The sequence below is a fragment of the Flectobacillus longus genome (assembly GCF_030056705.1).
Classification (GTDB): Bacteria; Bacteroidota; Bacteroidia; order Cytophagales; family Spirosomataceae; genus Flectobacillus; species Flectobacillus longus.
The window spans coordinates 180,420-199,688 of the sequence record NZ_JASHIC010000012.1 but is presented as its reverse complement, the minus strand read 5'-3'; the positions used below and the strand labels follow the sequence as shown (position 1 = coordinate 199,688).

The window sequence follows — 19,269 nt, the reverse complement described above, 5'->3', positions numbered from 1 at the left end:
TCTGAATTGTGCAAATCTGTGCAAATGTTTGATTATACCCTTTATAGCCCATTTTACTCAAGTTTTGTTAAAATGAGAGTCTCCCCAATCGGCTATGTTAGTTTTTTGCTCGAAAAATTAATTTCTTTGAATATCCTTTTGTGCCAATTGATAAAAAAGACTTTACATTTAAGTTTTTTCGTACTGTTTGGCCTACGGTGACAAGTGTGTTGTTTTTAGAAGGTCTAGTCTTTTTTGAAATCACCGAAAAGTACCAACCAAATGTCATCTTACCTTATGCAATCTTTTTGAAACAAATTAACATGTATCCGGAATCAATCATCAAAAAATTTATCGATACTTTCTCGGCTAAACCAACGATTACAGTTCGTGCTCCTGGTCGTATCAATCTCATTGGCGAACACACCGACTATAACGATGGCTATGTATTGCCTGCCAGTATCGACAAAGCTATTTACTTTTCTATTTCTCCACGTACAGACAATGAATGCCATGTAGTTGCTTTCGATTTGGATAGTGCCACCGTTTTTTCGGTCGATAATCCTGTCGCATCTGAGTATTCTTGGTGTAATTATTTGATTGGAGTGGTAGACGAGCTTCAAAAAGCAGGTAAGCAGTTTGGTGGTTTTAATTTGGTTTTCGGAGGCGATATTCCTTTGGGAGCGGGGGTTTCTTCATCTGCGGCTGTCGAAACGGGTCTTTCTTTTGCTATCAATTATATCTACGAATTGGGCTTATCTACTTTGCAAATGGTGCAAATTTCGAAAGCTGCTGAAAATAATTTCGTTGGTGTAAACTGTGGTATTATGGACCAGTTTGCTTCAATGTTTGGTAAAAAAGATTCAGTAATCCGTTTGGATTGCCGTGACCTTTCTTACCAATATTTCCCGATTGCATTGCCTGAACATGCTGTTGTTTTGTGTAATACTGGTGTAAAACATTCTTTGGGAGATTCTGAATATAATACTCGTCGCTTGGAATGTGAAGAGGCTTTACGCTTGATTGCAATTCAATTCCCTAGTATTAAATCTTGGAGAGATGTTTCGTTCGATATGTTGGCACAGGTACAAGCTTCAATGACTGACGTTGTATATCGTCGTGCCAAATATGTAATTGGAGAAATCGAACGTGTGGAGGTTGCTTGTGAAGCGCTATCGCAATATGATTTGGCAACTTTTGGACAAAAAATGTATGAAACCCACCACGGTTTACAACATGATTATGAGGTGAGTTGCCCAGAATTAGACTTTTTGGTAGACCAAACTAAAAATAACCCTGCTGTCATTGGCTCACGTATGATGGGAGGTGGTTTTGGTGGTTGTACTGTTAATATTGTTGAAAAAACGCAATTAGACGCTCTGATTAGTCAATTAACAGAAGCATATCAAAAAGAATATAACCGTGAGTTGGTGTATTATGTAGTAGCACTCACCAACGGAACAGAATTAGTTTAAAATCAGTCTTGTCGATTAGTAAAATTTCGACTTGATAAAAAACAAAAAAGCTTAAAGCATTTTGCTAACAGCTTATATCCTTTATGAATTTCGACGAAAATCCACATCGTAGATATAACCCACTTACCGAAAGTTGGGTATTAGTGTCACCGCACCGTGCCAAACGTCCTTGGCAGGGTCAGGTAGAAAAATTAGCTAATGACGAACGTCCAGCACATGATCCTGATTGCTATTTGTGTGCAGGAAATACGCGTGCCAATGGCGAAGTAAATCCAAATTATGAGCAAGTGTATGTTTTTGACAATGACTTTGCAGCTTTGCTAAAAGATACGCCAGACGAAAAGTATGAAGATGGCGAATTATTTTTGGCAAAAACAGAAAGAGGTGTAGGTCGTGTGATTTGTTTTTCACCTGCTCACAACCTTACAGTTCCAGAAATGTCAGAAGAGGGAATTCGTGCTGTAGTTGATGCTTGGGTTGACGAGTACAATACTTTAGGTGCAAAGGATTTTATCAATTACGTTCAAATCTTTGAAAATAAAGGCTTTGTCATGGGATGTTCAAACCCACACCCACACGGACAAATCTGGGCACAAAGTGGAATTCCTGACGAACCCCTAAAGAAACAAAATGCTCAAGCTAAATATTGGGCAAAACATAATCGTTCACTTTTGGCTGATTACTTGGAAAAAGAATTAGAGAAAAAAGACCGTTTATTGTTCGAAAACGAGCATTTTGTTGCGTTGGTACCTTTCTGGGCGGTGTGGCCTTTTGAAGCTATGTTGATTCCAAAGCGTAAAATGGCACGTATCAGCGAGATGACTTCTGAGGAGCGTGATGCTTTAGCAAATGCCTACAAGCGTTTGACTGTGAAATATGATAATCTTTTCGAAACATCATTTCCATATTCTGCGGGTATTCACCAAGCACCAACTGATGGTTTGCCTCACGATGAATGGCACTGGCATTTTGTGTTTTATCCACCGTTGCTACGCTCGGCAACTGTAAAGAAATTTATGGTAGGTTATGAAATGTTAGCCAATCCACAAAGAGATATTTCAGCAGAAAAAAGCGCAGCAATCCTAAGAGATTTACCAGAAGTACATTATAAAAGTATTTAGTAAATTGAGCCAAATATTTTAAGTCAAAAGGCACGAAGTAGCAAAGATTCATGGTGAACTCTATGCTACTTCGTGCCTTTTTATTTACAAAATATCCTTTTTAATTCTTGCAGAAAACTCTTCTAAATCTTGGTCTGTAAAATCTAAATGCGTCACAAAGCGGACTTGATGCTTGCCAAAAGTAGCAGCTTTGATACCTACATCAGCCAATTTTTTGACATAGTCAGAAGATAGAATACCATTGTCCAAAGTGAAAATGACAATGTTGGTATCCACAGGTAATACTTCCAATACCTCTGATTTTTGAGACATCAATGCGCCAATAGCTCTTGCACGCTGATGGTCTTCAGTGAGTCTGTCAACATGATTATCCAAAGCATAAATCCCAGCTGCCGCCAAATAGCCAGCTTGACGCCAACCGCCTCCCCAACGCTTACGCACACGACGAGCCTTCTTGATAAAGTCTTTAGTACCCAATAAAACAGAACCTACAGGAATACCAAGTCCTTTAGAAAGACAAATAGACATAGAGTCAAACAGTTCACCATATTGCTTGGGAGATTCCTTTGTTTCGACTAAGGCATTGAAAATACGTGCTCCATCCAAATGCAATGCCATGTTGTGAGCAGTACATACTTCTTTAATCTTGGCAATCTCTTGAATATCGTAATACGCACCACCACCTTTGTTTACTGTATTTTCTAAAGATACTAATCTAGAAACAGGGTGATGTAAATTGTCAGGCTGAATCACATCTATAATTTGCTCGGCAGTGATTCGTCCTCTATTGCCATGAAGCAAATTCACAGATGCCGATGAATTGGAGGCAATACCACCGCCTTCATACAAATACACATGTGAAAGGGCATCACAAATCACCTCATCACCTTGGTTGACGTGGACATTGATAGCAATTTGGTTGGTCATAGTGCCCGACGTACAAAACAAACCAGCTTCATAACCAAACATTTCAGCAGCTTTGGATTCTAGTTTTTTGACGGTATAATCTTCCTCAAAAACATCATCGCCAACTTCTGCGCTAAACATGGCTTCGAGCATGGCTGGAGTGGGCTTGGTAAAAGTATCGCTTCGTAATTCTAAAGGTCTTAATTGACTCATGGTGAATGTAGTTGATGATAATGAATTGTTTACAAAAATTGCTAATTGGATTTTCGGCAATTTACTTAATTTTGGAGAAGTGAAAAAATTACAACTTCTGTTTACAAACTAATCAATACCTTGAATCAACTTACTAAAGCTTATCTATGCCTATTATTGGGCGTATTTTGTATTGCATGGTCGGCAATATTTGTCAAAGTGGCTCATGCGCCAGCGCTAACTTCGGGTTTTTACCGCTACTTTTTTTGTTTTGTAGGACTGCTTCCTATTTGGTTTATCAAGGGGGTGAAAGTACCTTCTACCAAAACACTTAGTTGGATTGGGCTGGGCGGTCTTTTGTTTGTGCTCGATATGTCTTTTTGGAATATCTCTATTCTCAAAACATCTGCCTCAGTATCTACTTTATTAGCCAATAATGCCTCTGTTTTTGTGGGCTTGGGGGCTATGTTTTTCTTCAAACAATCCCTTTCAAGACGCTATTGGTTTGGCTTAGGAGTTTCTTTGCTAGGTGTTTTTATTGTGGCAGGAAAAGATTTAGCGCAGAATCAAAGCGTGGGCATTGGACATTTAATGGCGATAACGGCGGCGGTATTCTATGCAGGGTATATGCTGGTGACGCAGAAAGTCAGAGGAGGCATAGATACCGTCAATTTTATGGCTTGGTCACTCATTCCTTGTATGATACTTTCTTGGGGAATCTGCTGGTTTGGCGATTGGCAATTACTCCATTTTGATACCCAAACATGGTGGTCTTTTGTCGGAATGGGGGTAATATGTCACTTGATTGGCTGGTTATCAATCAACTACGCTTTAGGGCACATTCCTGCGGCAGTAGTGTCGCCAACCTTATTACTTCAACCTGTATTAACTGCTATTATTTCTTATTTTTTACTCGATGAGGTTTTAAGAACTGAACAAATTGTGGGTGGTTTGATAGTAATGCTCGGTATTTACTTAGTTAACAAACGTAGTTGAGATTGTAATCTTTGAACCAAAAGATTGATAAGACGTTTGGTTAATTCTTCTTCATTTTCTAGAAAAAGTTGATATTCCTCTAACGTAAAATGCCCTGCAATAATACCTTCGAGATAGTGCTTAAACTTCATATCTCTTTTCACCGAATGACTAATATATTCTAGTTGTTCTGTTTCGGACAGTTTGAAAAAAGTACCTTTTCTAACCGAAACATATTGTCGAAAAACGGCTAATAACAGCTCATTCTGTTGTTTTAGAATAGGTCTGAGTGTTTGATTTTGAAAATTTTCTACAACAGACTCGCTGGGTTGTGTGATGATTTCTGGACGCATAAGTACTTTTTTATACTTCCAAAGAGTCTTTACTGCTAGTTAATATTTAGGGAGAAAAAGCTAATTTTTCTCCCTGAAATTTTACCTAAAACTGCTTCAAATAAGATATTTTACTAATCAAATGTTGTTCTTGCTGATTGGTAAAATCGGTGCCCGTAAAGCCTCTTTGGTTGAATACTAAATAAATGTATGATAGTGGGCGATATTCCCACGAAAATCTAACATTGAAAGTATCTCGATTGTTTTGGGTATTTTTTTGATAAAAACCAATCAATTGCAAACGTGGATTCAACGCCAAACGTCCTTCTATGCTATAAAGCTGCACGCTTTTAGATTCTTTGAGAATACCCACTTCTTTAAAATCATTGTTTTCAAAACCTAAATTAAAGGACGAATGAGGAGAAGGCGCAAGTCTCAAGCTAAAAGAGGTATAGTTCAAACTTCCATCATAATATCCTCCTCGTTCGTGATTTAGGAAATAAGAAATCTTTTTCGACTGGTCGCTACCCAAATAAAGTGTGTAGCGATTGTAATTGTATTCAGCAGGTTTGATTTCGATGTCCAAAGGAGCAAAAGATTCGTCAAGTCGCTGGTAATAGTTGGCATAAAAAATACCCGCAAATCCACCAGATTGAAGATTGACCCAAATAGGATTGAAATTAAGTTGACGCTCTTGTAAAGTACCTGTTGATGCTTTATGATAATACTCGATAAACACACCAGGCTCGAAGCTACGTACCCATTTAGGCAACCAAGGTTTACGAACGGTCAAATAAAATCCTGGGGTATTGCTCAATACATCGTTTCTAGACACAAAACCCATTTCAGGGTTATACTCCTTGCTGACGTACGATTGTGTGTACCATGCCACCACCTGATTATTGCGATAATGCAACTGATTATACGCTGCTAAACCAGTATTTGATTCATTGGAGTTTTTAGAAAACATTGCCATCGAACTCAAAGAAAGTACATTGGACAGACGGAAAAAGCCATCTACAGCACCTGTCAGGTTGTTATAGTCGTTGGTATTTTTGAGGGTAAAAAGCGCTCCAATACGGTTTTGAGAGCCAATATTTTCAGAAAATCTTCCTACAAAAAAATCGGTATTACCAATACTTCCTCCATCGTTCTGACGGATTGCGATGGCACCAAAATTCCTTTTTTCAGAGCGATATACCATTCTTGCACCTACTTCAATTGGTACAGGACGTGCGTTGGCATCTAAGCCTATTCTTCTACTAAAAAATGGTTGAATACGCATAGCACCACCCGCTAAATCTTCAATTGGCGATAAGCCTACGCCAAATAGAGAAGCATTTTCGAGAAAAAACTGTCTTCTTTCAGGAAAAAAGACAGAGAAACGTGTCACATTATTGACCTGTCGATCGGCATCTGCTTGGGCAAAATCAGTATTAAACGTTAAATCCAAAACGGTGTTGGGATTAATCGCCCATTTGATTTCTCCGCCAGGTTTAAAAGTCCCAGAACCACCTTGTTTTTCATAGCCCGTTCCTTTGTAATTGTCATAAGCATAGAGCATATAGGGAATCGCTCGGATATTAGTTACAGAGGGTGGAGGTGCTAAGAGGCTATCCAAAACCCCAGCATATTCCATGCGATTGACCGAAAAAGAGCGAGGATATGGCGACCAAGAATACGTGGAATTACTCGAACGACGATTTCTGAAAAAGTTAATTCCCCACGAATGCGTTTGTTGATTTTTAGGATAACGAAGTGTTTGCCAAGGAATGGCCATTTCGGCCACCCAGCCAGAGTCGGAGCGTGAGGTACGTACACGCCAAAGTCCATCCCAGTCTACATCATAAAGACGGTCGTCGAAGGCAAGCAAGTCACGCTGAGTACCATAAGGGTTGGTAATCATTGTCATGGCATTACGTTTGTCGTTGAAACCGTCAATTGTAATACCAAAAGAATCGTGATTGCGAGGTTCAAAATCTCGACGAAAATCAGGTGCTCGTAATAACTTTTTTCCTAAAGAATCATGACAAATACCAGCGATATACAGAAAGTCCTTGTTGTAAAGTAACTTGACAGAAGTGTTTTGTTTGGCTTTTTGTCCTTGATGTGGCTCTACTTCAAATTCAAGATTTACTGTGGGGGCTTCACTCCATTCTGTTTCATCGAGCTTACCATCTATTTTTAAGGGTTTGACAATACTCTTTGCGATGGTTTTTTGTCGAGGTTGTTGTGGCGTGAAGGTATTTTGAGCCAATGCCCATGATGAAAGAAGCAAAAGGCTTCCTAGCTGTAAAAGCTTTAACATACTGATAAAATTTACTTGTTGATGGAAGAAAGAGGTTGATTTTTTGGAAAAGCAAAGTTCTGAAAACTGATTAAAAGACGATTCAAATTTGTGTTGAATGGCAATTAGAATAGAGGAGTAATCGTTTGTCAATTAACGTACTAGCTCTTTTTTTGATTTGAATGTAGCATACGTAAAGCTATAACTAGCCAAGAAAAATCATGCCCATTGCTCAAGGCTAACTCCCTTCAGCTATATGCCAATTGCGCATAAAATTAGGGACAAAGCAAAGCAAAGTCCCTAACCCCTAACCAAATTAATTTTAATCTTTTAACCAAAGTTGAGATTCACAAAATGGATGTCTCACCAGTCCATTCGCTACGTTCAGAAGAACCTCAACAAGTTTGTTAAACGAAGTGTAACCAAAAAACTTCTTGCAAAAATCATATTATTAGGACTAACCGCTAAATTTATTCGCCAAGCTTGAATAAGTACTCGACCAATGACGTTTTGAGCCCAGAAGGCACTTATCATTCCTTCGGAGTTGTTTGTCGAAAAAGCTCTTATTTTTTGACCTAGGGCATTTTTTACACAAAGGATTATTCTTAATTTTGATAAACAAGATTACCAAGAAATAGCCTTAGGTGAGATTTTGGATACAGACAAAATAGAATTGGATTTTTATACGAAGTTGAAATACAGGATTTTATCAAAAATTCTTGTTTACACATATTAAAATAATATTTTGGAAACATCAGCCGCTCTCAATCATACACGCACTGTTATTTTACAGGACATCCCGCTAAAGAAAATTCTGGCCAGACGAGCTGTTTATCATACGCTTTTCTGGATAGTAATTAGCTTGTACAATACGCTTTATCTAGGTTTTCTGAAAGATGACTATTCAGAAGCCTTTTTTGAATTTGCCGTAAAATTTCCCTTTTACTTGACTTTGGTGTATGTTAATATCTATTATTTTATTCCAAAGTTTTTGCTAAAAGGCAAATATCTCCAATATGTCTTTTTGCTTACTGGGTCAACTTTTGTTGCTGTGGCATTTTTTCAAACTTTAATTAATCATTTGATTTATATCAATTATTGTCCAGTAGGGTATCGTCCAGATATTCTTTTTGACCCCAAGCCCACTGTCAAGAGAATGTTTGATATGATTTCGGTATTTGGGATGACCACTGGTATTAAGTTGACCAAAGATTGGATTGGGCATCAAGAAAGGATTAAAGACCTTGAAAAACAGAATCTTAAGAACGAATTGGAGTTCTTGAAATCGCAGATTCAACCACACTTTTTTTTCAATACCCTGAATAATTTATATTCATTGACCTTGAAAAAATCAGACCTTGCGCCAGAGGTTGTCGTAAAGCTTTCTGATTTGATGAGCTATATGTTGTACGAGTCAGATAGTTTGGAAACTACTCTTCGGAAGGAAGTAGAACATATCAAAAACTATTTGGATTTGGAAGGGCTGCGATTTGGAAAACGGCTACATTTAGCATTTGATATTGTAGGCGAAGTAGATAAAAAGAAGATACCTCCTTTGTTGCTATTACCATTTATTGAAAATGCGTTTAAGCATGGTACTTCGCACGAAACGGGTGAAATACATCTGAAAATTCTGCTTAATATAGATGCTGATAAGCTGGTTTTTGGGGTTACAAATCCACGTTTTGATAATCAGTCTTCTCGAAAAAAACATAAAGGCTTAGGACTGAAAAATGTAAAACGCCGTCTTGATCTTTTGTACGGCAACAACTATAAGTTAGAAATATTACCAACAGCCAAGGAGTATTCTATTAGTTTAGAATTGCCTTTTGAGCCAACAGTATTGAATGAATCTCAATCTCAGATAGGATTTTAGGGGTATTCTGTAGGGATTTTTATAAAATAATTGCTTGATTTCTAGGTTGTTGTCTAGGGTTTAGAGCCAATGAGTTTAACCCAAATAACGGATATGCCGTTGACTGATTATTGCTCTCTGCGCCTTAAGCTTTAAAGATATTTCCCAAAACTAGATTTGAATTATATGAAATTAAAAACGCTAATTGTAGATGATGAGCCACTAGCCCTTGATGTGCTTGAGACTTTTATTCAGCGGGTAGAGGGATTGGAGCTTGTAGGGCGTTGCGAAAACGGTATTCAAGCCTTTAACCTCCTTCAAAAAGGAGGTGTTGACCTGTTGTTTTTGGATATAGAAATGCCAACCTTGGATGGATTAGAACTACTAAGAAGCTTACATAACCCTCCAAAGGTTATTATTACAACTGCTTACCGCGATTACGCAGTAGAAAGTTATGAATTAGATGTGATTGATTATCTGGTAAAGCCGATTCCTTTTCAGCGATTTGTGAAAGCTGTAAATAAAGTTCAACAAAAATCTGAAGAAATAGACTTAGTTACGGAGGCTAATGCTTTTAAACCACAAGCACCTGCGGGTAAGCCCGAAGCGATGTTTATAAAGGTTGATAAACGTATTGTAAAAGTATATTTCAATGAAATTTTGTTTATCGAAAGCTTAAAAGATTATATACGCGTTCACACGACTACCGAATCGTATGTAACGTATCAAACCATGAATGGGATTGGAGAGATACTACCAGAAGATGACTTTGCTCGTATTCATAAATCTTTTATTGTGGCTATTTATAAAGTTACTTCTATTGAGGCTAATGACCTGATTGTCAACAATCGCTCATTGCCAATTGGAAGAAGTTTTAGAGAAGATATTCTTGAGAAAATATATAAAACAGGAGTTTTGGCAGTGAAGTAAGTCTTGAGATGTATTATCGAAAAAACATAATTTATCTCGATTTTTATCCACTTCCCAAATACAACATCAGAAATAGATAATTCTGTCCATTTCATCAAAAAAGCGGTCGAAAAACAATTTTCGACCGCTTTTTTGATACTACTACGCTATATCTGACACCGCTTAAGACGCAATCTTTGTGTCTCTACTGTTAGAATACAAATTTTTATAATTCTCTCAATCTCAACTCACTCAATTAGGAATGACCCATGTTTTGATGGTATAACGCTGAATATGAATCTTCTCAAGAAGTGAAGTGTTGCGTTTCTACAACAATAATACAAAATTTAGCATAATCGCTCAATCACTAAATCACAAATCACTCAATTCTAAAAGCAGGATAAGCTCTTTAAAAAAGTGACACTAATTGCAGTTATTATACAATTTACTGGTAGTTTTGCGCTGGGATGTAAAGAGGAATCTATGGATAGTAATCTAAGGAATACACAACTTTGGTTGGCATTTAAAAGTGGCGATAGTGAAGCACTAGGGCAGTTAGCTAGTGAGCATTACCGTGTACTTTACAACTATGCGACGAAGTTTACAAAGGATAGAGAGCTCATCAAAGATTGTATTCAGGACTTATTTCTATACCTCTGGGATCAGCGTGAAAATCTACAATCTTCACCTTTTGTGACGGTTTATCTGCTTAAATCGCTGAAACACAATCTTTTTAAAAAACTCAATCAAGAAAAGAAATGGGTTTTAGATGATTTTGATACGGAGTCACCTTTTTCGGAAAATACCAATGTAGAGTCTACCATTATTGCGTTGGAGCTTTTTGCAGAAAATGAGCAAAAAGTAAGAAGTGTCTTGAATAACCTCCCTAAACGTCAGCAAGAAGTAATTTTTCTCAAATTCTACGAAACACTAAGCATCGAAGAAATTGCTGAAATTATGGATATGAATAAGCAATCTGTTTCTAATTTATTGCAAAGAGCGATTCATAACCTAAAACAAAATTGGCAATTGGCAGTCTATCTTCTTTATTATCTGTACTTTAACGTTAGACTTCAATAGTTTTTTCTTTTTTAGAAAAAATATTTCAAAAAAATAACTTCCAAAGTGAGTATCTGAGTATGAGCAAAGGCTATTACTAGCAAAGTGCGAAAAATACAAGATATTCTATGTTCGATTACAAAAACTTTTCAGCTAATGATTTTGCAATGGACGCATTCTTTCGGGAATGGGTATTGAAGCCTACGCCCGATTCTTCAGCGTTCTGGAAAAACTGGTTATTGCAAAATCCAGAAAAATCAGAAGTAATTGAGAAGGCTCAAAAAATTGTAATCACACTAAAAAATGCTCAAGAGGAAATTTCTGAAGATGAGATAGATCTTGCTGTGGCGCAAATAGTAGCTGCTGCCAATCAGCGAGAAGCGCAAAGCAAGCCTGTCATTCGCCCAATTTGGTCTACCACGAAGTTAATCCGTTGGGCTGCCAGTATTATTGCCGTTGTGGGACTTACTTGGTATGCCTATGATTACTGGGGCAATAGACCATCGGAACTATATACCAAAACGGTGGCTACCGTGGTAAGCACTCCCAAAATGCTCGAAACCTTCAATAAGTCCTCCGAGCCTATGGTGATTACTCTACCAGATGGCAGTTCGGTAATTTTACAACCCAAAAGTAGACTAAGTTATCCTTCTCAATTTGATGATTCTGTGCGCGCAGTGGTGTTGTCTGGAGAAGCTTTTTTTGAGGTAGCCAAAAATCCTCAACAACCTTTTTTAGTATATGCCAACGAATTAATAACCAAAGTGCTCGGAACGAGTTTTACTATTAAAGCATTTGCCAATGATACACAAGTAAAGGTAATTGTAAAGACAGGTAAAGTGTGGGTATATACTGCAAAGGACGCTCAGCAACCTCAAGCTATAGAGGCAATAACTGCCCAAGCTATCTTGATACCTAATCAGCAAATTACTTTACTCAGAGAAAAATTAGCCTTACAAAAGGCAAATGTTTCAGAACAAATGATTCGTGAACTACCGAGTATCCAAACCCAAAATTTTGAATTTAAACATACTCCATTATCGGAAGTATTCAAGATGTTGGAAGATACTTATCATGTAAAAATCAACTATGATCAACAACTGATGTCAGCATGTGAGCTTACGGCTAGCCTTGGCGATGAGCCTTTGTCCGAAAAGATACGTCTGATTTGTTCGGTAATAGAAGCCACCTACGAAGTGCAAGACCAACAAGTAACAATTTACGGTAAACCTTGTAATTAGTACACCATCAACTATTTTAACAAAGAAAAACAATCTAAAAACCTAATAAATACTCTAAATGCCTTTTTTCTATAAATCAAAATCACCTCCTATGAGTAGATAGGATTTATCTATTCAAAAAAAAGCCGACGGTGCTACCAACACCATCGACTTAATAATGTACATCCGAAAGTTTCTCAGGCTTTTCATCAAGATTCTTGATGGACAGGATGCTTTATGTCAGTTTTTCAACCAACCAATCAAAATTATGTCAAAAAAACGACAATTCACTAAGATTCCAATCAAGATTATGCGAATCTCCTTCGTGCAGATGATTGTCTCAGTTTTGTGCATGTCAATTGCCAATGCTGGGAATGTAAAAGCTCAAGATTTACTCGACCAAAAAGTGAGCATTGTCTCTACTAATCAGGCTTTTGAAAAAGTGTTGGAAACACTTGAGCAAGAAGCTCATGTGAAATTCATGTATAGCCCTCAGCTTATTGCTTCTGGGCGAAAAGTCTCTATTTCAGCTAAGAAAGAAAAGCTTTCTACGTTGCTAGAAAGTCTTCTGAAACCTCTTAAAATATCATACGAAGTTGTAGATCGAAAAATTCTGCTAAAACGTACAGAGCTAGGAGGTTTTTTAGAAAACAAGGCTACCACAAGCGTAGCTCAAACCATCAAAGGAAAAATTACCGACGCCGAAAAAGGTGATGGTATTCCCGGGGCGAGTATTGCTATAAAGGGAACTAATCAAGGTACGGTGTCAGATGAACAAGGTAATTACACTTTGACTGTTCCTGATGAAAAGGCCGTTTTGGTGGTTTCCTCAGTAGGGTATATCAAAGCTGAAGTAGTAGTTGGTAATAGATTTACGGTAAACATTAGCCTAAATCCCGATACTCAAAATTTGGGTGAAGTAGTGGTGGTTGGATATGGTACTCAAAAGGTAACAAATGTATCTGGGGCTATTGCCACAGTGAAAGGTGCTGATATTGAGCGCCTTCGTCCTGTACGTCCTGAAGATGCCTTGCAAGGGCGTGCCTCAGGTGTAACGATTATTTCCAATGGTTCTCCAGGTTCAAAGCCAACCGTGTTGATTCGTGGTATTCCTTCTTTCTCGGGTACCGACCCAGTAGTAATTATCGATGGTGTTCCGCAAACATTAAATGATTTGAATGCTATCAATGCAGCAGATATTGAGTCAATGAACGTATTGAAAGATGCTGCCACTACCGCAATTTATGGGGTAAAAGGAGGTAATGGAGTAATCGTAGTAACAACCAAAAACGGAGCTAAAAATCAAAAAGCTGAAGTTTCGGTAAGTTCAAACTACGGAGTACAACAAGTGATGAAAACCATTGGCGTGCTTAATGCCACAGAATATGCAGCTATCCTCAACGAGGGAAGTACATTGGCAGGTGGAGGTTTGATTTTCAAAGACTTATCAAGTGTAGGTGTTGGAACAAATTGGCAAAAGCAAATTTTTCAAGAAGCCGCTTTACAATCGCACAATGTAACAGTTCGTGGTGGAAGCGAACAGGTTCAATATTTTGTTTCTGGAGGTTATACGGGTCAAGATGGTATTGTAGGAGGGGGTAAAAACTCCAATTTCAACCGTTTGAATTTGACTTCTAATTTGACTTTTCAACTTAGTAAAAAAGTTAAGTTATTATCAAATACTAGTTTTGTCAATATTCAAAGTGTAGGTGTTCAAGAAAACTCATTTAACTCTATTATTGGTAGCGCACTCAATTTTGACCCAACTGTTCCTGTGTTGAATATAGTGCCAAATACCATGGGAAAATATGGATTTAGTAATTTGTTGTTATCGGAGATTTTTAACCCATTGACAAAACTTGACAATAACTACAACCAAAGCAATGGTAACAAATGGTACGGAAAATTAGAGTTGCAATATGAGGTAATCAAAAACCTAACGCTTGCTTCTAGATTTGGCTATACTAATTGGAATAATACTTACAAATCATTTACTCCTTTGGCTTTCTACGGTCCACTCAACGTTGAAAACACCATGAATGCCGATGGTTCAACCGTGACAGGTCGTCATAATAGCGTCTATGAATCAAAACGTACTGATAATACTTACACTTTCGAAACTTTCGGGACCTATAATTTTACCTTACCAAATGAACACCATTTTGAAACTGTTGCAGGTATTTCCTTAGCGAAAGTATCTGGTGATGAAACCAATGGTTCTCGTCAAGATGTGCCATTTAACTCATGGGAGTTTGCTGATATTACTGCCGCAACTGGTGTCAATACAGCAGACAATGTAAATGCTATTACGATGGGAAATAGTCAATATTTCCGTAAAAACCTTTCTTATTTTGGACGTATCAACTACGATTGGAAAGACAAATATTTGGTGTCATTCTCTGCTCGTCGTGATGGTTCTTATGCTTTTGGTGTCGATAATAAGTTTGCCAACTTCTATGCTGGTTCGTTGGGTTGGGTTGTTTCTAGCGAAGACTTTTTCAATGTAGACTTTATTAATTACCTCAAAATCAGAGGAAGTTACGGTACAATTGGGAACGAAAACGTAAGCCCTCAATATGTTGGAATTATTTCGGGTGGACCAAGCTACGCTGGCGATGCCAACAGTAATGGATATACCTTCGGAAATTCTTTTGTGAGTGGGTCAACAGTTGGTTCTTATGCCAATACTACTTTGCGTTGGGAAAAACAGATTCAAAGTAACGTAGGTTTTGATACTCGTTTCGGTAAATACTGGTCACTTTCTGCTGATTATTTCGATAAATCTGTGGATGGTCTTTTGTTTACCCCATCTGTTTCGTTATATCTTGGAACAGCCGCACCTCCAACAGCCAATATCGGTTCTACGAAAAGTAATGGTATTGATTTGAACTTAGGTTTTACCTATCCTATCTCGAAACAAGGGCAGTTTAGCACGAATATTACTTTTACCACGGCTAAAAACTTAGTAACTGCTACTAACTCAGACGGTACTGCGATTATTCCAGGAGGGAATTATTTCAACGGTCAATCTCAAAGCGTTACACGTTTCCAACAAGGCTACGCACCAGGGTATTTCTATGGATATAAAACAGCAGGTTTATTCCAAAATGCAGCTCAAATCAGTGAAGCACCAACTCAAACAGGAGCAGTGCCGGGAGATATCCGTTTTGTGGATGTAAACAAAGATGGCAAGATTACAGACTTAGATAAAACAGAAATTGGTAATCCATTTCCAGATTTTACCATGGGTTGGAACCTTAGTTTAAGTTTGAAAAACTTTGATTTTACAATGTTTACTTACGCCTCTGTTGGAAATGATGTATATCGTGCTTACGAAAGAAATGCTATTTACTCAAATAAAGATAGAAGCATTTTAGGTCGTTGGACTGGCGAAGGCTCAACAAATGACGCCAAATTCCCTCGTTTTTCTTTTGTAGATGCCAATAGCAATATCCGTGTGTCAGACAGATACGTGGAGGATGGTTCTTTTGTAAAAATCAAAAATATTCAGGTAGGATACACTTTGCCAACAAGTTGGGTATCTAACAAAGTATTTAGTAAGATTCGTGTTTATGCGCAAGTAAAAAATGCTTACACATTTACTCGATATTCAGGATTTGACCCAGAAATCCCAGGAGGAATTTTGGATACAGGTGTTGACCGTGGGGTATATCCACAGGCACGTACTTGGTCAGTGGGACTTGACTTGAAATTTTAGTTTAATCTTATTAAAAAACACTGAGAACAATAACTCGGTACTGGATTATGAATACGAAAAAATACATATATACATTCTTGGTCATTGGGGCACTTTGTGGAGGATGCACCCAATGGGTTGACTACAGTCCAAAGGACGATTACAAGGTAACAGATGCCGATTATCTTAAATCTGAAACCGACTATAGAAGCATGGGCGTAAGTGTTTACACACCAATTCAATGGCTAAATCAGGTAGTTCCAATTGGAGATATCGCTTCTGATAATGCGGTTGCGGGAGGTGAGAATGCCTCTGACGTACTGAGCTTACAACAAATTGATGACTTTTTAGTAAACAGTCAAAACGGAACTTTAACCGAAATCTGGAAGGCTGCTTATGAAGGAATAAACCGTGCTAATTATCTCTATCAATATAAAGATACCAATCCATCAGGCGAAGCTGTCAACTTTACTGGAAAAGACGCATTGTATGGTGAAGTGGCATTTTTGAGAGCCTATTATTACTTCACTTTGGTTAAAGTGTTTGGTAATGTTCCACTTTTTGTAGATAAAAAATTGGGCATTGCTGATTCAAGAACGCTCAAGCAAGCTAAACCTACCGAGATTTATGCTCAGATTGAAAAGGATTTGACCAATGCCATTGCGGTATTGCCAACTACTGACCCAAAGAATGGCAGAATTACCAAATATGCAGCTCAAGCACTTCTTGGTAAGGTATATCTCTATCAAAATAAGTTTGATGCAGCACTTCCAGTTCTCAAAAGCGTGGTTGAGGGTCCTTATACTTTGGTCAGTAATTTCGGAAATATCTTCTTGCAATCTGGTGAAAATGGTTCTGAAGCTGTATTTGAAATTCAATATTCTAATGCTTCTCCTTACTACAACTGGGGTGGTACTACTCGTGGACAAGGTAATTATGCAGTACAACAATGTGGTATTCGTGGATTGACTGGCAATAGCCCTTACGCTGCTGGTTGGAGTACCAATTTGCCTACTCAAGATTTGGCGAATGCCTATGAAGCAGGTGATACCCGTAAGGCAGTTACCTGTTTAGATATTGAGGCATATAAGGCTGCTAATCCAAGTATGAATATTACTTATCAAGTGGCTCCATACAAAAATACAGGTCTGTATAATCAGAAATACCTTCCACGCAAAGGAGAATCGAGCGGACAAATTGAATTGAACTATTTGAATAATCAGCGTATCATTCGCTTGTCGGATGTGTATTTGATGTATGCAGAGGCACTAAACCGCAAAGCGTCTCCAGACGATGCAACGGCTTTGGTATATCTAAATAAGGTTCGTCAAAGAGCATTTGGCGATAATAACCACAATTTATCGGCTACTGGCACAAGTCTACGTGATGCCATCTGGAAAGAGCGCCGCCTCGAACTTGGAATGGAAGGCGATCGCTTTTTTGACCTCGTAAGAACAGGCCAAGCAGCTACAAAATTGACGGGTTTTAAAGTGGGTAAAAATGAAGTTTTCCCAATTCCTCAAGTCGAAATAGAAGTTTCTGGTCTTGTGCAAAATCCTGGTTATTAATCTCAATCTCCATTTTTCTTTGAAAAACATGAATCTTAAAAATATAGCATCCAGCATTGGATTGGCATTGGCAGTATTCGTATTGCCATCGTGTCAAGACCAACTCTATAATGATATCGCATTTGTGGATAAAGCAAGTGCCCCAAGTAAGCTTTCGGCTTTATTTGAAATCACCCAAGATAATACGGGTATGGTAACCATAACACCTAATGGCGAAGGAGTTGCCTACTTTTCGGTTGCTTCGGGTTTAGCAGGTGCTACACCAGCTACAGTCAACCCTGGTGGAAAAGTTCAGTGGAAATATCCTGAAGGCAATCATAGTGTTGTAGTGAAAGGATTTAATGTAGGAGGAAAAAGCACCGAAACGACTTTACCATTAACGGTATCTTTCAAAGCTCCAGAAAACGTCGAAATGACTGCCACCATTGATCCAACTAATCCTAAAAAGGTCAATGTTACAGCTAAAGGTTTGTACGAAACTAATTTCAAAGCCTATTTTGGTGAAACTGCAAACGAGGTGCCTGTTTCATTCAACGAAGGGCAAACCATAAGCTATACTTACAACTCTGTTGGCACATTTACCATCAAAGTAGTAGCGTTGAGTGGCGGTGCTGCTAGCACGACTGTTACCCAAAATGTATCGATTGTGAGCCCTGTGATGCTTCCGTTAGATTTTGAAACTGCTGGACAAGAATATACTTTCTCAAACTTCGATGGAGGTTCTGTAAGCATTATCAATAACCCTCAGAAAAGTGGTATTAATACTTCTTCAAAAGTGGCTAGAATGATTAAATATGCAGGTCAGCCTTGGGGTGGAAGTTTGATTACCTTAGGAAGTGCGATGGATTTTTCTGTGAATAAATTTTTTGCCATGAAAGTGTTCTCTCCAAGAGTGGGTGCGAAGGTGTTATTAAAAGTTGAAAATGCTACTGATGGAAGCATTAGTTATGAAAAAGAAGTAGTGACCACAAAAGCCAATGCTTGGGAAGACCTCAGTTTTGATTTTAGTGCTATCAATACCACGAAGTCATACCATAAAGTTGTACTCATTTTTGATTTAGGGACAATGGGTGATGGCTCAGCCAATTACACTTTCTTATTTGATGATATTCGTTTGTACAAGCCAGTCACGGCTGAAAGTCTGACGGTGCCGTTGACATTCGAATCTTCTAGCTTAAAATACGATTTCGTCAATTTTGATGGAGGAAATACGAGTGTTGTTGACAACCCACAAAAGACAGGGATTAATACTTCGTTGAAGGTTGGTAAAATGGTTAAATCTGCTGGACAAACTTGGGGAGGCTCATTTATTACTTTAGAGTCACCAATTGATTTCTCTGCTAAAAAGACATTTAAAATGAAGGTATATTCTCCACGAGTAGGAGCTAAAGTCCTTTTGAAAGTAGAAAATCTAACCAATGGAGCAGTCAGTTTTGAAAAAGAAGTAACCACCACCAAAGCTAATGCGTGGGAAGAACTAACCTTCGACTATAGTGGTATCAATGCAAGTCAGTCATATCAAAAAATAGTGCTGATTTTTGATTTGGGAACAATGGGAGATGGGTCAGCCAATTTTACTTATTGGTTTGATGATATTATTCTTCAATAAAATGGAGTAAAAAAAGAAAAATGTCAGAGTAATAGTGCGACATGAGCAATACATCATTTCCACTATTACTCATTAGACTAATTTT

At 38.0% G+C, this 19,269-nt stretch carries 13 protein-coding genes; 10 read left to right on the top strand and 3 right to left on the bottom strand.

From position 1 onward, the window contains the following. Nucleotides 1–302 precede the first annotated feature (302 nt). The gene (galK, locus tag QM491_RS10640) at nucleotides 303–1,454 is read left to right on the top strand and encodes a galactokinase (RefSeq protein ID WP_283327475.1); all 1,152 of its coding nucleotides are present in this window, start codon (nucleotides 303–305) and stop codon (nucleotides 1,452–1,454) included. An 83-nt stretch (nucleotides 1,455–1,537) separates the two neighbouring features. Next, nucleotides 1,538–2,575 carry a UDP-glucose--hexose-1-phosphate uridylyltransferase gene (locus QM491_RS10635; protein WP_283327474.1) on the top strand — a complete coding sequence of 346 codons (1,038 nt, stop codon included), beginning with the start codon at nucleotides 1,538–1,540 and terminating at the stop codon, nucleotides 2,573–2,575. 84 nt (nucleotides 2,576–2,659) lie between these two features. On the opposite strand, the gene QM491_RS10630 is transcribed toward QM491_RS10635, so the two are convergent. Beyond that, entirely contained in the window at nucleotides 2,660–3,694 is a 1,035-nt protein-coding gene (locus QM491_RS10630) for a threonine aldolase family protein (protein WP_283327473.1), read from the bottom strand. 120 nt (nucleotides 3,695–3,814) lie between these two features. On the opposite strand from QM491_RS10630, the gene QM491_RS10625 reads away from it, so the two are divergent. Beyond that, the gene (locus QM491_RS10625) at nucleotides 3,815–4,669 is read left to right on the top strand and encodes a DMT family transporter (protein WP_283327472.1); all 855 of its coding nucleotides are present in this window, start codon (nucleotides 3,815–3,817) and stop codon (nucleotides 4,667–4,669) included. Here the strand turns inward: QM491_RS10625 and QM491_RS10620 are convergent. Beyond that, nucleotides 4,645–5,001 carry a glyoxalase gene (locus QM491_RS10620; RefSeq protein ID WP_283327471.1) on the bottom strand — a complete coding sequence of 119 codons (357 nt, stop codon included), beginning with the start codon at nucleotides 4,999–5,001 and terminating at the stop codon, nucleotides 4,645–4,647. The genes QM491_RS10625 and QM491_RS10620 overlap by 25 nt on opposite strands. 85 nt (nucleotides 5,002–5,086) lie before the next feature. Continuing rightward, entirely contained in the window at nucleotides 5,087–7,288 is a 2,202-nt protein-coding gene (locus QM491_RS10615) for a carbohydrate binding family 9 domain-containing protein (RefSeq protein WP_283327470.1), read from the bottom strand. A gap of 724 nt (nucleotides 7,289–8,012) precedes the next feature. Here QM491_RS10615 and QM491_RS10610 point away from each other — a divergent pair. The 7 genes from QM491_RS10610 (at nucleotide 8,013) to QM491_RS10580 (ending at nucleotide 19,184) form a co-directional block, all read left to right on the top strand. Beyond that, entirely contained in the window at nucleotides 8,013–9,143 is a 1,131-nt protein-coding gene (locus QM491_RS10610; RefSeq protein ID WP_283327469.1) for a sensor histidine kinase, read from the top strand. Nucleotides 9,144–9,308: 165 nt separating this feature from the next. Further along, nucleotides 9,309–10,052 (top strand): LytR/AlgR family response regulator transcription factor, encoded by a 744-nt coding sequence (locus QM491_RS10605; protein ID WP_283327468.1) that lies wholly within the window; start codon nucleotides 9,309–9,311, stop codon nucleotides 10,050–10,052. Nucleotides 10,053–10,448: 396 nt separating this feature from the next. Then, on the top strand, nucleotides 10,449–11,111 hold the full coding sequence (locus QM491_RS10600; protein WP_283327467.1) for an RNA polymerase sigma factor: 663 nt from the start codon (nucleotides 10,449–10,451) through the stop codon (nucleotides 11,109–11,111). A gap of 107 nt (nucleotides 11,112–11,218) precedes the next feature. Beyond that, nucleotides 11,219–12,331: a FecR family protein gene (locus QM491_RS10595; protein WP_283327466.1), complete on the top strand. Its 1,113-nt coding sequence runs from the start codon at nucleotides 11,219–11,221 to the stop codon at nucleotides 12,329–12,331. Nucleotides 12,332–12,578: 247 nt separating this feature from the next. Then, a complete protein-coding gene (locus QM491_RS10590) occupies nucleotides 12,579–16,028 on the top strand; it encodes a SusC/RagA family TonB-linked outer membrane protein (protein WP_283327465.1) in 3,450 nt (1,149 codons plus the stop codon). 47 nt (nucleotides 16,029–16,075) lie between these two features. Then, nucleotides 16,076–17,575, top strand: coding sequence for a RagB/SusD family nutrient uptake outer membrane protein (locus QM491_RS10585; RefSeq protein ID WP_283327464.1), 1,500 nt, complete (start codon nucleotides 16,076–16,078; stop codon nucleotides 17,573–17,575). Between the two features lie 28 nt (nucleotides 17,576–17,603). Further along, nucleotides 17,604–19,184 carry a PKD domain-containing protein gene (locus tag QM491_RS10580; RefSeq protein ID WP_283327463.1) on the top strand — a complete coding sequence of 527 codons (1,581 nt, stop codon included), beginning with the start codon at nucleotides 17,604–17,606 and terminating at the stop codon, nucleotides 19,182–19,184. Nucleotides 19,185–19,269: the final 85 nt, after the last annotated feature.